The 3,554-nt window shown below is 61.1% G+C and carries 5 protein-coding genes; 3 read left to right on the forward strand and 2 right to left on the reverse strand.

Annotation, left to right across the window (positions count from 1 at the left end):
* The first annotated feature begins 117 nt into the window (after window positions 1–117).
* The 3 genes from ACXJ7R_RS27605 (at window position 118) to ACXJ7R_RS27615 (ending at window position 2,252) form a co-directional block, all read left to right on the forward strand.
* Window positions 118–1,011, forward strand: coding sequence for a branched-chain amino acid aminotransferase (locus ACXJ7R_RS27605; RefSeq protein ID WP_095090875.1), 894 nt, complete (start codon window positions 118–120; stop codon window positions 1,009–1,011).
* Window positions 1,012–1,156: 145 nt separating this feature from the next.
* Entirely contained in the window at window positions 1,157–1,474 is a 318-nt protein-coding gene (locus ACXJ7R_RS27610; protein WP_095091700.1) for a hypothetical protein, read from the forward strand.
* 139 nt (window positions 1,475–1,613) lie between these two features.
* A complete protein-coding gene (locus ACXJ7R_RS27615; protein ID WP_457154591.1) occupies window positions 1,614–2,252 on the forward strand; it encodes an MBL fold metallo-hydrolase in 639 nt (212 codons plus the stop codon).
* 170 nt (window positions 2,253–2,422) lie between these two features.
* On the opposite strand, the gene ACXJ7R_RS27620 is transcribed toward ACXJ7R_RS27615, so the two are convergent.
* A complete protein-coding gene (locus ACXJ7R_RS27620; protein ID WP_457154592.1) occupies window positions 2,423–2,851 on the reverse strand; it encodes a BA14K family protein in 429 nt (142 codons plus the stop codon).
* A 188-nt stretch (window positions 2,852–3,039) separates the two neighbouring features.
* Complete coding sequence (locus ACXJ7R_RS27625; protein ID WP_013530020.1) at window positions 3,040–3,252, reverse strand: cold-shock protein; 213 nt, start codon at window positions 3,250–3,252, stop codon at window positions 3,040–3,042.
* Between the last annotated feature and the right edge of the window lie 302 nt (window positions 3,253–3,554).

Below are 3,554 nucleotides of genomic sequence, written 5' to 3' on the forward strand. Positions count from 1 at the left end.
GAGTTTGCCAGAGCGCAATTATCCGCCTACGCTCCAGCATAAAGGCCGCCTTGCGCGACCGACACGAAACACACAACGATACAACACTATGCGGGCTGCCGCCCGCGGGAGGTTACCATGGCATCCGTTCCCTTCGATCAACTGGACGGCTTCATCTGGATGAATGGCGCGTTCGTCCAATGGGGTGACGCCAAGATCCACGTCCTGACCCATGGCCTGCACTACGCCAGCGCCGTGTTCGAAGGCGAGCGCGCCTATGGCGGCGAGATCTTCAAGCTCAACGAACACACCGAGCGCCTGCATGAATCGGCGCGCCTGCTCGGCTTCAAGATTCCCTATTCGGTGGCCGAGCTCAACGACGCTTCCACCACGCTTTTGAAGAAGCAAGGTTTCCAGGACGCCTATGTCCGGCCGATCGCCTGGCGCGGCAGTGAACAGATGGGCGTTTCAGCGCAGAACAACCGCATCAACTGCGCCATCGCCATCTGGCAGTGGCCGAGCTATTTCGATCCGGCGCAGAAGCTGAAAGGCATCCGCCTCGACGTGGCGGAATGGCGCCGGCCCGACCCGCGCACGGCGCCGTCCAAGTCGAAGGCCGCCGGCCTCTACATGATCTGCACCATGTCCAAGCACGCCGCCGAGGCCAAGGGCTACGCCGATGCCATGATGCTCGACTGGCGTGGCCAGGTCGCGGAAGCGACCGGCGCCAACATCTTCTTCGTCAAGGACGGCAAGATCCACACGCCCAAGCCCGACTGCTTCCTCGACGGCATCACCCGCCGCACGGTCATCGGACTGGCCAAGGATCGCGGTCTGGAAGTGATCGAACGCGCCATCATGCCGGAAGAACTCGAGGGCTTCGAGCAATGCTTCCTGACCGGGACAGCAGCGGAAGTAACGCCGGTTTCGGAGATCGGACCTTACCGATTCGAGGTCGGTGAAATCGCCAAGAACCTTATGAATGACTATTCTGCAGCGGTTCAGCCCAAGCACGCGATCGCAGCAGAATAACGAAAGTCACAGCTTTTCGAGCAAGCAGGGGCGGTTTTGAGGCCGCCCCTTTTATTTAAGCGTTTGTGCATTTGACTTTCGTCCATTTCGGCGTCTCATGATGGTGTCGGCCCGGAAGGCTGGCAGCTATGGAGGGACTAATCATATGGACATGAACACGCTTCTTCCGATCATTGTACAGGTGATTACGGGTATCATCGGTGGTCAGGCGGTCGGTGCGGCGCTCAAGACGGCGGCGTTGGGTCAGCTTCCCAAAATCCTGGGCGGAGCCATTGGCGGCGTCGGCGGTGCGGCGATCCTCGGCAGCCTGCTTGGTGGCGGCGCGGTCGATCCGGCGGCCGCGGCAGCAGCAACGAGCGGTCTCGGCAGCGCGCTGAATCTCAACAACATCGTCGGCGGTGCCGGCGGCGGCGCGATCCTGACCGGCATTCTCGGCGCAGTCATGGGTGCCATGAAGAAGTAAGCTATTCGGTCTAGGCGTTCTAAGTGGGCGGCTTCGGCCGCCCATTTTCGTTTTCGGAGCGACCGACCGTTCGTCTGTCGAGGGGTGGACGCCCTTCGCCCGCGCCGTTACATCACGCTGGAGTAGCGAAAGGACGATCATGGGTCAGCTCAATGCCGGCATCGTGCCGGTCACACCGTTCCAGCAGAATTGCACCATCCTGTTCGACATGGACGACAAGCAGGGTGTCGTCGTCGATCCGGGCGGTGACATCGACAAGGTGCTGGCGGCGCTGAAGGACAACGCGATATCAGCCGGGGCGATCTGGATAACGCATGGCCATATCGACCATGCCGGCGGCGCCATGGAGTTGAAGGAGGCGCTCGGCGTCGAGATCATCGGCCCGCATGAGGCCGACAAGCCGTTGCTCGACAATCTGGAAAACCAGGGCAGGCGGTACGGCATCGCCGGCGCGCGCAACTGCGTGCCCGACCGGTTCCTGACCGAAGGCGAGACCGTGTCATTCGGCTCGCATGTGTTCGAGGTGTTGCATTGCCCTGGCCACGCGCCTGGCCATGTCGTCTACTACAACCGCGCGGCCAAGTTCGCCCATGTCGGCGATGTGTTGTTTCGCGGCTCGGTCGGCCGCACCGACCTGCCGGGCGGCGACCACGCGGCGCTGATCGCCTCGATTAAGGACAAGCTCCTGCCGCTCGGCGACGACATCGGCTTCATCTGCGGCCATGGTCCCGGCGGACGCTTCGGCGAGGAGCGGCGGACCAACCCTTTTCTGACCTAAGAGCGCCTGTGCTGCAGCCAATGGCTTCTCCCCGTACTTCACTGGAAAGGTGCCGGCAGGCTGATGAGGGGCGGCGCCGATCTCAAGAGAAATCCGGGACGATCAAACCAACAACAAAAAGCGCCGACCTTGCGGTCAGCGCTTTCGTTGGGGCAGGGATGCCTTAGGTCTTAGTTCGCCGTGCAGAAATGCTGTTCGCCGTCATTGCCGGTGAACGTGCCGGTGCGGGCGTTGAAGGTACGGTAGCGATCCGAGCAATAGTCGTACCAGTCGCGCGTCCAGGGCTGAGCGTAGCCTTCATTGTAGACGACCCTCGGCTCTGCATAGTAGCGGCGCACCGGTGCCGGGCGGACCACGACGTCACGCTCGTAGTAACCGTCATCGTAGTAGCGGTCAGCATAGGGCGGGGGCCCGTCATTGGCCAACGCACCACCGATCAGCGCGCCGGCCGCGAGTCCGAGGACGCCGGCGGCGATTGCATCGCCGTTGCCGTGATGGCCGTGATGGCGCCACTCATCCGCGTAGGCAGCGGGCAAGGTCGCGAGCGTGGTGGCGACCACGGCAGCGGACAGGACAGCGGTCTTGAAAATTCGATTCATGTCGGTCTCCTTCGTGCCGGCCCGCGCAAGTTTCGGGGGATGCGGTCCGGCTTTACCAAAGACTAATATACGACCATGGCTGAACGGGGGCTGAACGGATTTCGACGCACAATATCCAAAACAGGCGTCAAAGACCCCTGCAGGGAACGGGGCTATTCAGCCGGAGCCGTCGCCGGTCTGGGGCCGGTTCAGCCAACCGATAGGTTGACGGCCTTCGGGCCCTTGCCACGCTTGTCCGGTTCCGTGTCGAAGGACACTTTCTGGCCATCCTCAAGACCAGGAAGGCCCGACGCCTGCACGGCTGAAATATGGACGAAAACATCCTTCGCGCCATCATCGGGCGTGATGAAGCCGAAGCCTTTGGCATGGTTGAAGAATTTGACGGTGCCGGTCTGCGGCATGGGAAGCTCCTTTGGTCCCATAAAGTCCAGTCTCGGGCCGGCAAATGCCCGAGTGGAAATTTGTCCTTTATTTTAGCGCTATCGGCAAGAGAAAGTTTTTGGGGCTGCTAAAGTGCGTCGCGTTTGAAGGGATTCAGACGACGCTCGTTTAAGTCTTTGTTTTTATGAATGTCGTTTGCCTCAAGACCACCGCGCACTTTGAGCGACATGCATCTGGCAGAACTCGCGGCATGAAAAAGGCGCGACGAAAACCGCCGCGCCTTTCAAATTCAAATCCCTCTCCAAGCCAGGTCCAGGCATTG

It is taken from the genome of Mesorhizobium sp. P5_C1, assembly GCF_054049815.1.